The organism is Actinoplanes sp. NPDC049265, assembly GCF_043197135.1.
GTDB lineage: Bacteria > Actinomycetota > Actinomycetes > Mycobacteriales > Micromonosporaceae > Actinoplanes.
This window is the reverse complement of record NZ_JBICSP010000020.1, coordinates 15,512-30,842: the sequence shown is the minus strand read 5'-3', so window position 1 is coordinate 30,842 and position 15,331 is coordinate 15,512. Positions and strand designations below refer to the sequence as shown.

General features: G+C 69.5%; 13 protein-coding genes and 2 tRNA genes. 14 read left to right on the top strand and 1 reads right to left on the bottom strand.

The window, feature by feature from the left end; all coding sequences use genetic code 11:
- Positions 1-47 precede the first annotated feature (47 nt).
- The 11 genes from ACGFIO_RS35135 to ACGFIO_RS35085 all read left to right on the top strand — a co-directional run bounded on the left by ACGFIO_RS35135 (position 48) and on the right by ACGFIO_RS35085 (position 13,138).
- Entirely contained in the window at positions 48-977 is a 930-nt protein-coding gene (locus ACGFIO_RS35135) for an ABC transporter ATP-binding protein (protein WP_392833280.1), read from the top strand.
- A complete protein-coding gene (locus tag ACGFIO_RS35130) occupies positions 977-1,732 on the top strand; it encodes an ABC transporter permease (RefSeq protein ID WP_392833277.1) in 756 nt (251 codons plus the stop codon). The genes ACGFIO_RS35135 and ACGFIO_RS35130 overlap by 1 nt, the downstream gene beginning before the upstream one ends.
- Before the next feature lie 12 nt (positions 1,733-1,744).
- Positions 1,745-2,554, top strand: coding sequence for an ABC transporter permease (locus tag ACGFIO_RS35125; protein ID WP_392833274.1), 810 nt, complete (start codon positions 1,745-1,747; stop codon positions 2,552-2,554).
- 175 nt (positions 2,555-2,729) lie between these two features.
- Positions 2,730-3,812, top strand: coding sequence for a YihY/virulence factor BrkB family protein (locus ACGFIO_RS35120; protein WP_392833271.1), 1,083 nt, complete (start codon positions 2,730-2,732; stop codon positions 3,810-3,812).
- 309 nt (positions 3,813-4,121) lie between these two features.
- Positions 4,122-5,300 carry an ROK family protein gene (locus ACGFIO_RS35115; RefSeq protein ID WP_392833268.1) on the top strand — a complete coding sequence of 393 codons (1,179 nt, stop codon included), beginning with the start codon at positions 4,122-4,124 and terminating at the stop codon, positions 5,298-5,300.
- Positions 5,297-6,862, top strand: a complete 1,566-nt coding sequence (locus ACGFIO_RS35110; protein ID WP_392833265.1) for a sugar ABC transporter ATP-binding protein — start codon at positions 5,297-5,299, stop codon at positions 6,860-6,862. Before ACGFIO_RS35115 ends, ACGFIO_RS35110 begins: the two co-directional genes overlap by 4 nt.
- A complete protein-coding gene (locus ACGFIO_RS35105; protein ID WP_392833262.1) occupies positions 6,859-7,914 on the top strand; it encodes an ABC transporter permease in 1,056 nt (351 codons plus the stop codon). The genes ACGFIO_RS35110 and ACGFIO_RS35105 overlap by 4 nt, the downstream gene beginning before the upstream one ends.
- A 65-nt stretch (positions 7,915-7,979) precedes the next feature.
- On the top strand, positions 7,980-9,023 hold the full coding sequence (locus ACGFIO_RS35100) for a substrate-binding domain-containing protein (protein WP_392833260.1): 1,044 nt from the start codon (positions 7,980-7,982) through the stop codon (positions 9,021-9,023).
- Positions 9,024-9,049: 26 nt separating this feature from the next.
- On the top strand, positions 9,050-10,234 hold the full coding sequence (locus tag ACGFIO_RS35095) for a Gfo/Idh/MocA family protein (RefSeq protein ID WP_392833258.1): 1,185 nt from the start codon (positions 9,050-9,052) through the stop codon (positions 10,232-10,234).
- A gap of 548 nt (positions 10,235-10,782) precedes the next feature.
- Positions 10,783-11,931, top strand: coding sequence for a TIM barrel protein (locus ACGFIO_RS35090; RefSeq protein ID WP_392833256.1), 1,149 nt, complete (start codon positions 10,783-10,785; stop codon positions 11,929-11,931).
- A 199-nt stretch (positions 11,932-12,130) separates the two neighbouring features.
- Positions 12,131-13,138 carry a sugar phosphate isomerase/epimerase family protein gene (locus ACGFIO_RS35085; RefSeq protein ID WP_392833253.1) on the top strand — a complete coding sequence of 336 codons (1,008 nt, stop codon included), beginning with the start codon at positions 12,131-12,133 and terminating at the stop codon, positions 13,136-13,138.
- A 101-nt stretch (positions 13,139-13,239) separates the two neighbouring features.
- Here the strand turns inward: ACGFIO_RS35085 and ACGFIO_RS35080 are convergent, their stop codons facing one another.
- Positions 13,240-13,521 (bottom strand): hypothetical protein, encoded by a 282-nt coding sequence (locus ACGFIO_RS35080; protein WP_392833251.1) that lies wholly within the window; start codon positions 13,519-13,521, stop codon positions 13,240-13,242.
- A 184-nt stretch (positions 13,522-13,705) separates the two neighbouring features.
- Here ACGFIO_RS35080 and ACGFIO_RS35075 point away from each other — a divergent pair.
- The 3 genes from ACGFIO_RS35075 (at position 13,706) to ACGFIO_RS35065 (ending at position 15,279) form a co-directional block, all read left to right on the top strand.
- Positions 13,706-13,778, top strand: a tRNA-Asn gene (locus tag ACGFIO_RS35075).
- A gap of 81 nt (positions 13,779-13,859) precedes the next feature.
- The gene (locus tag ACGFIO_RS35070) at positions 13,860-15,125 is read left to right on the top strand and encodes an FAD-dependent oxidoreductase (protein ID WP_392833248.1); all 1,266 of its coding nucleotides are present in this window, start codon (positions 13,860-13,862) and stop codon (positions 15,123-15,125) included.
- Positions 15,126-15,205: 80 nt separating this feature from the next.
- Positions 15,206-15,279, top strand: a tRNA-Ile gene (locus ACGFIO_RS35065).
- The last annotated feature ends 52 nt before the right edge of the window (positions 15,280-15,331 follow it).

The following is a 15,331-nucleotide window of genomic DNA, read 5'->3' as shown; positions in this document are numbered from 1 at the left end:
AAATATGCATCGCGGGTTGTCGTACCCCCTGTCTAGGGTTTGGCAGCGTGACCGATGAATCGCTGATCCACGCACGGGGGCTGGTGAAACGCTTCGGCGACTTCACCGCGGTGGCCGGCATCGATGTCGATGTGCGCCGCGGTGAGGCGTTCGGCTTCCTCGGGCCGAACGGCGCCGGCAAGAGCTCGACCATGCGGATGATCGGTTGTGTCTCCCCGCCGACCGACGGCGAGCTGCGCATCCTCGGCCGCGATCCGCGCACCGACGGCCCGGCGATCCGCGGCCGGCTGGGCGTCTGCCCGCAGCTCGACAACCTCGACACCGAGCTGACCGTGCGCGAAAACCTGACCACGTACGCCCGCTATTTCGGCGTCCCGCGCCGGGTGGCCCGCCGCCGGGCCGACGAGCTGCTCGACTTCGTGCAGCTCAGCGAGCGCGCCGACGCGAAGGTCGAGCCGCTGTCGGGCGGCATGAAACGGCGGCTGACGATCGCCCGCGCGCTGATCAACGAGCCCGAGATGGTCCTGCTCGACGAGCCCACCACCGGCCTCGACCCGCAGGCCCGGCACCTGGTCTGGGAGCGGCTGTTCCGGCTCAAGCAGCAGGGCGTGACGCTGGTGCTGACCACGCACTACATGGACGAGGCCGAGCAGCTGTGCGACCGGCTGGTGGTGATGGACGGCGGCCTGATCGTGGCCGAGGGCTCGCCGCGGGCGCTGATCGAGCGCTATTCCACCCGCGAGGTGGTCGAGCTCCGGTTCACCGCCGAGTCCCAGGAGATCTACGCCGACAAGCTGGCCGGTCTGGGCGAGCGGGTCGAGGTGCTGCCCGACCGCATCCTGCTCTACGTCCCGGACGGCGACGCCGCGGTGGCCGAGGTGCAGGCCCGCTCATTGAGCCCGGCGAGCGTGCTGGTGCGGCGCAGCAGCCTGGAGGATGTCTTCCTGCACCTGACCGGCCGGACGCTGGTGGACTGATGCGCGCCACCGGCTACGTCCTGGAATACCACCTGGTCAGCTACCGCCGCACGTGGCGGGGGAGCGCGCTCTCGTCGTTCCTGCTGCCGCTGCTCACCGTGCTCGGGTTCGGGGTCGGCGTGGGCGCTTACATCGCCGACGTCGACGGCGTGCCCTACCTCGATTGGCTGATGCCGGGCCTGATCGCGTCGACGGCCATGCAGGTCGCCTTCGGCAACGGGACCTGGCCGGTGCTCGGCGGCTTCGAGTGGCGGCGGATCTATTTCGGCCAGGCCGCCGCCCCGCTGCGGATCTCCGACATCCTGGACGGCCATCTCGCCTTCGTCGCCTTCCGGGTGCTGACCACCTGTGGCGTGTTCCTGCTGGTGGCGGCCGGCTTCGGCACGCTGCACTCGTGGTGGTCGCTGGTCGTGCTGCCGGTGGCGGTGCTGGTCGGGCTGGCCGTGGCGGCGCCGGTGTTCGCCTTCTCGGCCAGCATTCAGACCGAGAGCTACCTGTCGATCGTCATGCGGGTCGGGATGATCCCGATGTCGCTGTTCTCGGGGGTGTTCTTCCCGATCGAGCAGATGCCCGATCCGCTGGTCTGGCTGGCCTGGGTGCTGCCGCTGTGGCACGGCGTCGAGCTGTCCCGGGCGGCGACACTGGGCCTGCCGGCGGCCTGGCCGGTCGCGGCTCATCTGCTGGTGTTGTTCGTCTGGGCGGGCGGGGGCTGGGTGCTGGCGTGGCACCGGTTCCGGCGCCGGCTCGTGGTCTGAGGAGGGGGCGGGATGGTCACACTGGCGTTGCCGCGGCTGTTCGCGCCGGGCGGGTCGGCGCGGCGGTCGATGTCGATGGTCGAGCGCAACGTGTCGGCGCTGCGCGGGGCGTACTGGATCGTGGTCGCCACCGGGCTGGCCGAGCCGGTGCTCTACCTGTTGTCCATCGGCATCGGGGTGGGTTCCCTGGTCGGCGACATCGCGCTTCCGGACGGCCGCATGGTGAGCTACGCGTCGTTCGTGGCGCCGGCCATGCTCGCGTCGTCGGCGATGACCGGGGCGCTGTCCGAGACCACCTTCAACTTCTTCGGCAAGATGAAGTTCATGCGGTTGTACGACGGGATCCTGGCGACCCCGGTGCGGCCGATGGAGCTGGCGTTCGGCGAGCTGGCCTGGGCGATGACCCGGGGCAGCCTGTACGCGGCGGCGTTCTGTGTGCTGATGGTGGCGATGGGCCTGACCTCGGCCTGGTCGGCGGTGCTGTCGTTCGGAGCGGCGGTGCTGGTGGGGTTCGCGTTCGGCGGGGCCGGCATGGCCCTGTCCACGTTCATGCGCAGCTGGCAGGATTTCGACCTGATGGCGTCGGCGCAGTTCGCGCTGTTCCTCTTCTCCGGGACTTTCGTGCCGGCCGAGTCGTACCCGGCCGTGCTGCGCTGGCTGGTCGAGGCGACGCCGCTGTACCGGTCGGTTCACCTGATCCGGGGCATCAGTACCCAGACGTGGAGCTGGGTTCAGCTGCTCGACGTCGCGTACCTCCTCTTGCTGTTCCTCGCCGGCGTAGCTCTGGCCGGCCGCCGGATGGGGCGGCTGCTCCTGAAGTGATCCCGGCGCGCCGGTGCTGCCACTCGCTCTCGGGCGTCGGGTTCCGGTCGGGGAAGTCTGGCCTGAAGTGATCGCTGAACTGGGCTGATGCCCGAGATCGATGGGTTAGAGGCCGCGCCGGTGGGGCATCACCTCCCACAGAACGATTGAGGGATGCTGGGCGGAGGAACCCCCGATGAAGCTGCGCCACAAGGATGAGACGCACGAGGACAAGGAGCGCGCTGAGGCTCGTGCGGCCGCGAAACGGGACGTTGCCACCACCCGTACCGGTGATGATGTGTTCGAGCCAGGTGATCCGCCGGGGCCCGGCGACGGGCCGGACAGCCCGCGTGAGCTGCACGGCAAGGGCCTGTTGGCGGCGATCAAGCGGACGTTCAAGCAGTATTCCCAGGACAACCTGTCGGACTGGGCGGCCGCGCTGACCTACTACGGCATCCTGTCCATCTTCCCGGCGGTGATCGCCCTGATCTCGGTGCTCGGGCTGGTCAGCAGCGACGGCAAGGCGACGGTGACCAGCACGATCAAGGACGTCGTACCCAACGCCGACATCCAGAAGCTGGTCGACACCGTGCTGGGTCAGGTGAGCAACCCGAACACGGCCGGCGTCGCGGCGATCTTCGGTGTGCTGGTGGCCTTCTGGTCGGCGTCCGGCTACGTGGCCGCGTTCATGCGCGCCTCGAACGCCGTCTACGACGTGCCGGAGGGCCGGCCGATCTGGAAGACCCTGCCGATCCGGCTGGGCGTGACCGCCGCGGTCGGCATCATGCTGGTCCTGTCGGCCGTGATCGTGGTCTTCACCGGCGATCTGGCCTCGGCCGTCGGTGACCGGATCGGGCTGGGCGACCAGGCCGTGCTGGTCTGGAGCATCGTCAAGTGGCCGGTGCTGGTGATCCTGGTCAGCCTGATGTTCTCGATCCTGTACTGGGCGTCGCCGAACGCGAAGACCGGCGGTTTCCGCTGGGTCAGCCCGGGTGGCATCTTCGCGGTGCTGCTGTGGGTGGTGGCTTCGGCGGCGTTCGCGATCTATCTGGGCAACTTCGCCGACTACAACAAGACGTACGGCACGCTGGGCGGCGCGATCGCCTTCCTGGTGTGGCTGTGGATCTCGAACCAGGCGATCCTGCTGGGCGCCGAGTTGGATGCCGAACTGGAGCGTGGACGTGCGATCGCAGCCGGGCATCCGGCTGACGAGGAGCCCTTCCTGGAGCTCCGGGACGATCGGAAACTGAAGAAGGGGACCGAAAAGGGCCTCTCCTAGACGTAGCACCGTGGACAAAAGGGCGGCCGTCCCGGACCGGGGCGGCCGCCCTTGTCGTGCACGCGGTGTGTCAAGGCCACTTTCTTTCCGTGTTGGCGAAAGACTCTCGCAGGGCTCTGACGAGGGTTGTTTCAGCTGATCAACGTGTGTGCAGAAGGAACTGGGGGAGGGTCCACGGACTTTCGTTGAGGAAGACAAAAGTTGGTAGAGATCTTCTGGAAGGTATGGACTGGAGCGGCGGAAGGGGCCTAGTGTGACCGGCACGACACAGCATCGTTTCGTGGCTGTGAACCCCTGCCGGAGGTACCCGTGCACGTTGCCGACGCCCCCCACCATCGGGTGCTTCGCCTGCTGCGCGATGAAGGCCCGGTGTCCCGCGCCGAGTTGGGTGACCGGCTCGAGCTGACCCGTCCGCGCCTGCTCGCCGAAGTGGAACGTCTCGTGGCCGCGGGCCTCATCGCCGAGGCCGGGATGGCCGCGTCCCGTGGCGGCCGACGCTCCACCCTGGTCGAGCTGCACCCACGGCTTCGCTTCGCGGCGGTCGACCTGGGCGCCAGCTCGATCGACATCGAGGTCACCAACGGGCGGCTCGAGGTCGTCGCCGCCTATCGCGAGAACGCCGACATCAGGTCGGGACCGAAAGCGATACTGCATCGGGTCAACGAGCTGCTCGCCAAGGCTCGTACGGACGGTGCGTTCGAGAAGCTCGACGCGGTCGGCATCGGCGTGCCCGGCCCGGTCAGCTACCGCGACGGTGTTCCGGTGTCGCCGCCGATCATGCCCGGCTGGGACCGCTACCCGGTGCGCGAGGTGCTCGCCCGCGAGCACGGCTGCCCGGCGGTGGTCGACAACGACGTCAACATCATGGCGATCGGGGAGCGGCACGGCGGTGTCGCGCACTCGGTCGACGACTTCCTCTTCGTCAAGATCGGCACCGGTATCGGCTGCGGCATCCACCTGGCCGGTGACGTCTACCGCGGGGTGGACGGCTGCGCCGGCGACATCGGGCACATCCAGGTCGACGCGCACGGGCCGGTGTGCTCGTGCGGCAACGCGGGCTGCCTCGAGGCGCTGTTCAGCGGCTCGGCGCTGGCCCGGGACGCGGTCGCCGCGGCCCGCAGCGGCGAGTCGCCGTCGCTGGCCGAGCGGCTGACCGCCAACGGTGAGCTGGGCGCCCGGGATGTCGCCGAGGGCGCGGCCGAGGGCGACGTGACATGCATCCGGCTGATCCGCGACGGCGGACGCCGGGTCGGGTCGGTCCTGGCCACCCTGGTCAGCTTCGCCAACCCGTCGATGATCGTCATCGGGGGCGGGTTGGCGCTGCTGGGCCACATTTTACTGGCCGAGATCCGCAGCGTGGTCTATCGGCGTTCGCTGCCGCTGGCCACCGGCAACCTGCCTGTTGTTTTAAGCGAACTGGGCAGTCGAGCAGGCGTCACCGGCGCCGCCGTGCTCGCGTCGGACACCTGTTTCGAGCAGGCGTCATGACTTCTGTCCCGCAGCCCCGCGATGGTGAGGTGGAGGACCAGGTGGGCAGTGTTGCACCGGTTGTCCTGGAACTGACCGATGTGGTCAAGACATTCCCGGGTGTACGCGCGCTGGACGGCGTCCAGCTCGAAGTGCGCGCGGGCGAGGTGCACTGCCTGCTCGGGCAGAACGGCGCCGGGAAGTCGACCCTGATCAAGACCCTGGCCGGCGTGCACCGCGCCGACGAGGGCAGCATTCTGTGGCAGGGCGAGCCGTTCGCCCCGGCCAATCCGCAGGCCGCGATGAAGGCCGGCATCGCCACCATCTATCAGGAACTCGACCTGGTCGACGACCTGTCGGTGGCCGAGAACACGTTCCTGGGTCACGAGGAGCGGCGGTTCGGCTTCGTCCGCCGGGGCACGATGGCCCGGCGTACCCGCGAGATCCTGGGCCGGCTCGGGCACCCGCAGATCCCGCCTCGCCGGCTGGTCCGCAGCCTGCCCGCGGCCGGCAAGCAGATCGCCAGCATGGCCCGCGCGCTCTCGCACGACGCCAAGCTGATCGTCATGGACGAGCCCAGCGCGGTGCTCGCTCACGACGAGGTGGCGAACCTGTTCCGGATCATCCGGGAGCTCACCGCCCAGGGCATCGCGGTCATCTACATCTCGCACCGGCTCGAGGAGATCCGCGAGATCGGCGACCGGGTGACGGTGCTCAAGGACGGCCGCACCACCGCCGCGAACCTGCCCGCCCGCGACACACCGACCCGCGAGCTGGTCAACCGCATGACCGGCCGCAGCATCGAGTACGTCTTCCCGCCGCGAGTGGCCCCGGAGGACTCCGAGTTGCTGCTCGACGTGCGGGGGCTGACCCGAGAGGGCGAGTTCGCCAACGCCTCGCTGACCGTCGGCAAGGGCGAGATCGTGGGCATCGCCGGGCTGGTCGGCTCGGGCCGCTCCGAGCTGCTGGAGACCATCTTCGGCGCCCGGCCGGCCGACAGCGGCACGGTGATCATGGACGGCAAGCGGGTCACCTCGGTCGGTGGCGCCGTCAAGGCCGGCATCGGCATGGCCCCGGAGGAACGCAAGAGCCAGGCGCTGCTGCTGGACGAGCCGATCTACAAGAACATGACGTTGTCGTCGTTCGCGACGTTCGCCACCGTCGGGTTCACCGACGCCCGCGACGAGCGCAAGGCCGCCGACCGGATCGCCGACTCGCTCGAGCTGCGGCCCCGGGACACCGGCCGCGCCGTCCGCACGCTGTCCGGCGGCAACCAGCAGAAGGTCGTGGTCGGCCGCTGGCTGATCGGCCAGACCAAGCTGCTGCTGCTGGACGAACCCACCCGAGGGGTCGACGTCGGCGCCCGCGCGGAGCTCTACCAGGTCATCCACGACCTGGCCGCGAACGGGGTCGGCGTGCTGCTGGTCTCCAGCGAGGTGCCCGAGGTGCTGGGCCTGTCCGACCGGGTCCTCGTGATGCGCGAGGGCCACCTGATCCACGAGGCGCCGGCCGGCGACCTCGACGAAGCCGCTGTCCTGGACCTCGTCATGGCGGGGTCGCTGCTCGAGGGGGAGCCCGCATGACCGACACGCAGGTGGCGAAGCCGGCCCCGGCGCCGGACGCCCCGAAGAAAGCGCCACGTGAAAGCATTTTCAAAGGCGACGCCGCCGAACCGCTGAAGCGCAATCTCGGCCTGGTCGGCGTACTCGTCATCCTGGCCATCATCGGCGTCATCACCCGCCCCGACCTGTACGGCGACGCGACCTGGGTCGGCAACAACGTCTTCACGATCCTGCAGCAGGCGTCGGCCATCGGCGTCGTCACGGTGGGCATGACCTTCGTCATCATCGGCGGCGGCATCGACCTGTCGGTAGGCGCGATCGTCGCCATCGCGGGCGTCTGGTCGACCACGCTGGCCACCCAGAGCTATGGCGCGGTCGGCATGATCTTCACCGCTATCGTCGTCGGGGTCGTGGTCGGGCTGATCAACGGCGTGCTCATCTCGTACGGCCGCCTCGTGCCCTTCATCGCGACGCTGGCGATGATGGTGGCCGCCCGGGGTCTCGCCGCGCAGATCTCCGGCAAGCAGACCCAGGTGTCCTCGAACGACACGATCAACAGCATCGCCTCCACCAAGATCCTCGGGATCCCGATGCTGGTCATCATCCTGGCGCTGGTCGTCGCGGCCGGCTGGGTGCTGCTCAACCGCACCACGTTCGGCCGGCGCACGGTCGCGATCGGCGGCAACCCCGAGGCGGCCCGGCTGGCCGGCATCAACGTCAAATTCCACACCCTGCTGCTGTACGCGTTGTCCGGCCTCTGCTGCGGCATCGGCGCGCTGATGCTGACGTCCCAGGCGACCAGTGCACAGGCCGCCATGGCGAACCTCTACGAACTCGACGCGATCGCCGCGGCGATCATCGGCGGCACGCTGCTCAGTGGCGGCCGCGGCACCATCGTCGGCGCGCTGTTCGGCGTGCTGGTGTTCAGCACGATCACGAATCTCTTCGCGATCAACAACCTTCCCACCGAGGTCCAGAACATGGTCAAGGGCGGCATCATCGTCGCGGCCGTGCTGGTCCAGCAGTTCCGCTACAAATCGCTCACCCACCTCCTGGGACGCACCAAGAGCTAGATCCACTCCCCTTGAAAACAATCCGGCGACCGGTGTACGGCCGCCAGGTCACCCCTGGAGAAAACATGTCGAACTTCTCTCGTCGCCGCGTCCTCTTCGGCGGCGCCGCGGTCGGCGCCGGCGCCCTCCTCACCGCCTGCACCAGCAACTCCCCCGACAACACGGCGCAGATCAACACCGGCAACGAGGAGGCGAACCCCAACTCGGCCCCGGGCCAGAAGGTGGTCATCGGCTTCTCCGCCCCGGCCGCCGACCACGGCTGGATCGCCGCCATCACGAACAACGCCAAGGCTCAGGCCGGGGCGTACAAGGACGTGGAACTGCGCGCGGTCGAGGCCGGCGCCGACGCGGCGGCCCAGCGGGCCTCGCTGTCCACGCTGATCTCGCAGAAGCCCAACGTGATCGTGATCCTGCCGCACGACGGCAAGGAGCTGAACTCGGCCGGCCTGGAGGCGACCAAGGCCGGCATCCCGGTGATCAACCTGGACCGTGAGTTCCCCGACGCGCTGGCCTACCGCCTGCTGATCAAGGGCGACAACTACGGCATGGGCGTCGCCGCCGGCAACTACGTCGCCGCGCAGATGAAGGCCAAGGGCGTCAGCGCCCCGATCATCGGCGAGATCGCCGGCATCGACGCGCTGCCGCTGACCCAGGAGCGGTCGAAGGGCTTCAAGGACGCGCTCGCCACGGCCGGCTTCAAGGTGGCCAACCGCCGCGCGGCCGAGTTCACCGCGGACAGCGGTCAGCGTGAGGCGGCCGGCCTGCTCCAGGCGCTGCCCAAGATGGACGCCCTCTGGAACCACGACGACGACCAGGGCATCGGTGTGCTGGCCGCGATCAAGCAGGCCAACCGCAGCGAGTTCATCATGGTCGGCGGCGCCGGTTCGAAGACCGCTATCGACGCGATCACGGCCGACAACAGTGTGCTCAAGGCGACGGTCACGTACAGCCCCTCGATGGCCTCCTCGGCCATCTCCCTGGCCCGGTTGATCGGGCAGGGCAAGGGCATGTCCGACCTGGTCGAGCTCCAGGTGCCCAAGGAGATCACCCTCTCCTCGGAGACGATCACGAAGGAGAACGCGAGCAAGTACGGCAAGCTCGGGTTCTGACCAACCGCGACCAAGGGAGTTCAAAGATGGGGCAGCTGCGGGTCGGCATGGTCGGCTACGCGTTCATGGGCGCCGCGCATTCTCAGGCGTGGCGTACCGTCAACCACGCCTTCGACCTGCCGCTGTCGGCTCAGCTGTCGGTGGTGTCCGGACGGAGCGAGGCGGGCGTCGCCGAGGCGGCCGCCAAGCTCGGGTGGGCCGAACACACCACGGACTGGCGGTCGCTGATCGCTCGGGACGACATCGACCTGATCGACATCTGCACCCCCGGCGACAGCCATGCCGAGATCGCGCTGGCCGCGCTGGCCGCCGGCAAGCACGTCCTCTGTGAGAAGCCCCTGGCCAACTCGGTCGCCGAGGCGCGGGAAATGGCCGCGGCGGCCGAGCAGGCCAAGATCAATGGGGTACGCGCGATGTGCGCCTTCAACTACCGCCGGGTGCCCGCCGTGGCCCTCATGCGGCAGCTGATCGCCGCCGGCCGGATCGGCACCATCCGCCACGTCCGGGCCGTGTACCTACAGGACTGGATCGTCGACCCGCAGTTCCCCCTGGTCTGGCGCCTGCAGAAGGACAAGGCCGGCTCCGGCGCCCTGGGCGACATCGGCGCGCACATCGTCGACCTGACGCAGTTCGTCACCGGTCAGCGGATCTCTTCGGTCAGCGCGCTGACCGAGACGTTCGTCAAGGAGCGCCCGCTGCCGGCCGAGTCGTCCGGGCTGGCCGCGGCCAGCAACGGCGGCGGCACCGGCCCGGTGACGGTCGACGACGCCGCGCTGTTCCTGGCCCGGCTGGACGGGGGAGCGGTGGCCACCTACGAGGCCACCCGGTTCGCCACCGGCCGCAAGAACGGGCTCCGAGTGGAGATCAACGGCTCGCTCGGGTCGCTGGCCTTCGACTTCGAGCGGATGAACGAGCTGGAGTTCTACGACGCCCAGTTGCCCACGGCCGAGCAGGGATTCAGCGTCATCCAGGTGACCGAGCCGGACCACCCGTACATGTCGGCGTGGTGGCCGCCCGGGCACGGCATCGGGTACGAGCACTCGTTCACCCACGAGATGCGTGACCTGATCGAGGCGATCGCCACCGGCCAGGACCCCACGCCGTCGTTCACCGACGCGCTCGGTGTGCAGCTGGTGCTGGACGCGGTCGAGCGGTCGGCCGAGTCGTCGAGCTGGGTCGAGGTGGAGCCCTCGACGGTCGCCATGGCCTGAAACGAGTCAGTCAGTCTTCCTGTCGCGGGCTAGCGAGGGACGGTGCGGTTGCGCCCCGCACCGGCGAGCCCGCGGCAGGTGCAACCCCGGTGTGCTCGGGTCGGGCCGAGCACACCGGGGTTCAGGCATTCTTACGGACAGTGACGTGCCAATGCACGCGGAGATCCGCACGTGAGATCGTTTCGTGCACGTCCGTTCGTGCAGATGGTGAACGCGTAGAACGCTCTGATGTAACGCTGAGTTGACATTCAAGTGACGTGTCCGGGCAGCTCACACCCCGCGCGGGCATTGGTGAAAGCCGATGAATCGGAGCTCGGTGGATCATGTTCTCGCCGGTCAACGCGTCGCACCCCCCGTACGCCGCTGATCCGTGGGTAAGCCGAGTCTCGTATCCGGGACCGGAGAACCCCCATGGATGGAGGCGGCATGACAGCCCGGCGGACGACGGAACGTCGATCATGGCCGATCCGGTATCTGGTCCATACTGGAGCCGTCCGCACGAGCGGATGCACGTGCACTTGCACCCGTGCACTGGGAGGAGGGCTCTGATGCGTCTGCGTCACCGTTCCGGCCGCCTCGTCCACCTGAGCTCCGGCATCGACGTCCACGGGACGCGAGACCTGGCCACCGTGGTCGAACGGATCGACGCGTACGCCACGGAGGTCCGCGGCCGGATCGACGCCGGCCCCCTCACCGTGAGTCTGTGGCTGCCCCCCACCCTCGCCGCCGCCCTCGCCGTCGACGGGCGACTCCGCACCCGGCTGCGTGCCGAACTCGACGCCCGCGGGCTCGAGGTCGTCACGTTGAGCGGAATGCCCTACGCCGGGGGCGGCGGCGAGAATCCCGCCGAGGAACCGGACTGGAGCGACCCGGCCCGCCTCGAATACACCCTCGACCTGGCCCGCATCCTGGTCGACCTGCTGCCCGACGACGCCGTCCGCGGCGCGGTCACCACCATCGGCCTGGGCCGCCGGGCCGGCTGGGACGACGGCAAGAAGAAGGCCTGCGCCCGGATCCTGGGCCGGCTCTCGGGCGGACTGGCCGAGGTCGCCTGGCACACCGGCCGGGCCGTCCGGGTCGGCCTGCAGCCCGAGCCCGGCGGCGTCCTGGACGCCACCGACGAGACCGTCGAAGCGCTGGCCGGCGTCGGCCGCGACCGCATCGGCATCTGCCTCGACCTGGCCAACCTGGCCTGCACCTGGGAGGAACCGGCCGACGCGCTGGACCGGCTGGCCCAGGCCGGGCTGTCGATCATCCAGGTGCGGATCGCCGCCGCGGTCGAGGTACGCGACCCGTGGGCCGGCGCCGACGCGCTGCGCGGCTACCTGCCCGCCGGGCAGCGCTGCCCGATCACCAACGCCGAGGGCGCGTACCTGGAGACGCTGCCGGCGGCCACCGACGAGTTCCCGCCCGGGCCGTGGCGGGTACGCCGGCACGTGCCGCTGGCCGAGGCGCCGCCCACGCCACTGACCGCCACCACGGACGTCTGGCGCGCGGCACTGCGGCATCTGATGGGCGGGGCCCAGCCCGGCACCGAATACCTGGACGTGCACGCCGCCCCCCGCGACGGGACGCCGCCCGACCGGCCCGCCGGGGCGCCCGCACCGGCCGACTCGATCGCGTCGGAACTGGCGTACGCGAGCCTCGAACTCGCCAACCTCGGCCTCACGCCCCCCGCACAGGCTCGCGCAGCCTGACCCTCTCCTACTAGAGTCGAAAGCGGCTCGGTCCCGGGAGGCGCAATCCCGGCCGGTCCTGTCGCTCTTACGCACGACCTTCGTTCGGTTGCCCTCGCCGTTCTGTTCCAAGCAACGCACTTCCCGCTTTCACATTCAACCCCGAGGCGGATCCTCGCGCGGCGAATGTGGACGTGGGAACTCGACGAGGGAGATTTCCGTGGCGCGACCCATCACGCTCTTCACCGGCCAGTGGGCCGACCTGCCGTTCGACGAGGTCTGCCGGCTGGCCTCCGAGTGGGGCTACGACGGCCTCGAGATCGCCTGCTGGGGCGACCACTTCGAGGTCGACAAGGCGCTGGCCGAGGACGACTACATCGACCGCAAGAAGGCCCAGCTGGAAAAGCACGGCCTGTCCGTGTACGCGATCAGCAACCACCTGGTCGGCCAGGCCGTCTGCGACCACCCGATCGACCAGCGGCACCAGGACATCCTGCCCGCCTCGATCTGGGGCGACGGCGACCCCTCGGGCGTCCGCGAACGCGCGGCCGAACGGATGAAGGACACCGCCCGGGCCGCCGCCAAGCTCGGCGTCAAGACGGTCGTCGGCTTCACCGGCTCGTCGATCTGGCACACCGTGGCGATGTTCCCGCCCGTACCCGAATCGATGATCGAAGCCGGCTACCAGGACTTCGCCGACCGGTGGAACCCCATCCTGGACGTGTTCGACGAGGTCGGGGTGCGCTTCGCGCACGAGGTCCACCCCAGCGAGATCGCGTACGACTACTGGACGACCCGCCGCACGCTCGAGGCCATCGGCGACCGCCCCGCCTTCGGGCTCAACTGGGACCCGTCACACTTCGTCTGGCAGGACCTCGACCCGGTGAACTTCATCCTCGAATTCAAGGACCGGATCTACCACGTCGACTGCAAGGACGCCAAGGTTCGCACCGGCGACGGCCGGCGCGGGCGGATGAGCTCTCACCTGCCCTGGGCCGACCTGCGGCGGGGCTGGGACTTCGTGTCCACCGGCCACGGCGACGTCCCGTGGGAAGACTGCTTCAGAGCCCTCAACGCCATCGGGTACGACGGACCGCTCTCGATCGAGTGGGAAGACGCCGGGATGGACCGGCTGGTCGGGGCCCCCGAGGCACTGAAGTTCGTGCGGGGGCTCGCCTTCGACGCGCCCTCGGCGGCCTTCGACGCCGCCTTCTCGTCCAACTCCTGACGCTTTCGTTCAGCACGGTGCCCTGATGCATCGGTGTACTCAAAGGCTTTGAGCACACCGATGCATCGGGGCGAGGGCCTGTCAGCCCCCGCCCCGATGTCTCAGTACGTGCTGCTGGAGCTGGTGCTCGTGCTGTTCAGCTCGGTGGTGCTGTCGGCGCTGTGCAGCTTCTGACCCAGCTTCGACTGGTCCAGCTTGTCCTTGCCCTCGCTGTACAGCTTGGTGGCCTGCGCCTGGGCGACGCCCGCGGCCTCCTGCACCGTCGGGTGCTCCCACACCTTCTTGGCGTTGGCCCGGATCTCCTCGTACTTCTCTCGGCCGGCCCGGCTGCCCAGGACGAAGCCCGCCGCCAGACCGCCAAGGAACATGAGCTTTCCGCGCATGGCGGCTCCTTCCGTCGTGTCTTACGTCTGCGACCCCTGCATACCCATCGTGCCCGCCGCTCATACCTGCTGCCGGGTTTCAGACGATTGGCGCGCCGCCGCCTTACCCCGTGGACAAGTGGGGTGGGGGGTCATGTACTGTAGTCCCGGTCGCCAGGGGAGCAGTCCTCTGCGGCGACGGCCTTCCCCGATAGCTCAATTGGCAGAGCAGCCGGCTGTTAACCGGCAGGTTATAGGTTCGAGTCCTATTCGGGGAGCCTCCAGACATCGGGATCCGCCGCGGCGGGTCCCTTTTCTTATTAGGCTGGGCGGGTCGCCAGTTGCCGTGTGAGGTGTCTGTGTCCCAGCCCGTGAAGGTGGACGTCGTCATCGTCGGCGGCGGTCTGGCCGGGCTGGCCGCTGCCCGCCGCCTGGACCGCGCCGGCGTCGAATGGCTCCTGGTCGAGGCGAGCGATCGTGTCGGCGGCCGGGTCGCCACCGATGTCGTCGACGGCTGGCACCTCGACCGGGGCTTCCAGGTGCTCAACACCGCGTACCCCCGGCTCCCCGCCTTGGTCGACCTGGACGCGCTCGACCTGCACTACTTCACCTCCGGGGTGCTGGTCCGCAGGGCCGGTGAACTGCACCGCCTCGAGAACCCGCTGCGCGAGCCCCGCACCTCGCCGCAATCCTTGACATCTTCCGTCGGCACGGTGTCGGACCGCCTCCGCTTCGCCGCGCTGGCCTTGAAGTACGCCACCACACCGGTGCCACGGTTGCTGGCGGCGCCGGAGTGCACGACCCAGGAGGCGCTGCGACGGGCCGGTCTGTCTCACCGCATCATCGAGGAGGTCCTGCGCCCGTTCCTCTCCGGCGTCTTCGGCGACCGCTCCCTCGACACGTCCAGCCACGTGCTGGCCATGGTGCTGCGCTCGTTCGCCCGGGGCCGCATCGGCGTACCCGCGGCCGGAATGGCGGCGCTGCCGGCCGCGATCGCCGGCCCCCTCCCGTACCCCCAGCTCCTGGTGAATGCCCGCACCATCGGCGTCGGCCGCGGCCGGGTCATCACCGAGGGCGGCGAGATCAGCTGCCGGGCCGTCATCGTGGCCACCGACCCCGTCACCGCGGCCACCCTGCTGCCGCGCCTGCCCACACCGGCGATGAACGGCCTGACCACGTTCTACTTCGGCGCCGGCCACGCCCCCCTGGACGAGCCCACCCTCCTCCTGGACGGCGACCGCCGCGAGATCATCGCCAACACGGTCGTCCTGAGCAACGCGGCCCCCTCCTACGCCCCCCTGGGCAAGAGCCTGATCGCGGCCTCGGTGGTCGGCGTGTCGGCCCCCTCCGGCGCGTCGGAGCAGGTGATCCGGGTCGAGCTGTCCCGGCTGTACGGCGTACCCACCGACGATTGGGACCTGCTCAGCGTCGTCTCGCTGCCGCATGCCCTGCCGGCGGCCCCCGCCCCCCAGGGCGACCTGCGCAAGCCCGTGTCCCTCGGCGACGGCCTGTTCGTAGCCGGCGACCACCGCGATACGCCCTCCATCCAAGGCGCACTGGCCGGCGGCTGGCGCACGGCCGGGGCGGTGCTGACGGCCCTGGGCGCGGCGGCCGTGCCCGCATAGCTCAGTGGCTCGGGGTAGCTCCCGGAGGATAGGATCGCCGCCGGTACGCGGCGTCCGATTTTTCCCCGGCGCCGCGTTCCGGGGCGGTAGCTCAGCAGGTTAGAGCAGTCGACTCATAATCGATCGGTCACGGGTTCGAGTCCCGTCCGCCCCACTCTGACCAGCGACTCTGTCGCGGCCAAAGCCCGTGCCCGGGGCCAGTACAG